This is a genomic window from Candidatus Desulfolinea nitratireducens, from assembly GCF_982879505.1.
The window spans coordinates 1-387 of the sequence record NZ_CEYOSI010000261.1; the positions used below are offsets into that span (position 1 = coordinate 1).

At 43.9% G+C, this 387-nt stretch carries 1 protein-coding gene; it reads right to left on the minus strand.

What is annotated here, in order from left to right:
- Window positions 1-141 precede the first annotated feature (141 nt).
- A partial coding sequence (locus AC3DOM_RS16040; RefSeq protein WP_487920050.1) for a PP2C family protein-serine/threonine phosphatase occupies window positions 142-387 on the minus strand: 246 nt, incomplete at its 5' end.

Consider the following 387-nt stretch of genomic DNA (forward strand, 5'->3'; position numbering starts at 1 on the left):
TTATTAAAATTCTCTTATCAAGTATTTAACTTTTATTAAGTTGTTTTTGTTTTTTTTCTGTATACTATAGGAGCATTCTCCTCAATACCAACCGCGCCGGGGCTGGGCCGCCCCAAAAGCGCGGTTTTGGTTTAAGGGGGTTTATGCCAATCGGCGGATAGCCAACATGCTTAGATCGTCAGCCGGGGGCAACGTGGACATAAAAACATCCAACTCTTTTTCAATATTATCCAGCATGTCTTGAATTGCGATATTTCCTGGCGTTGATAGGGCAGCTTTTAACCGATCCTCGCCAAACAGATCGCCATCTGGAGAGAATGCTTCGGTAAGGCCATCTGTATAGAGCAACAATGAATCCTTTGGCAACAGCTGAATATCCCGCTGATC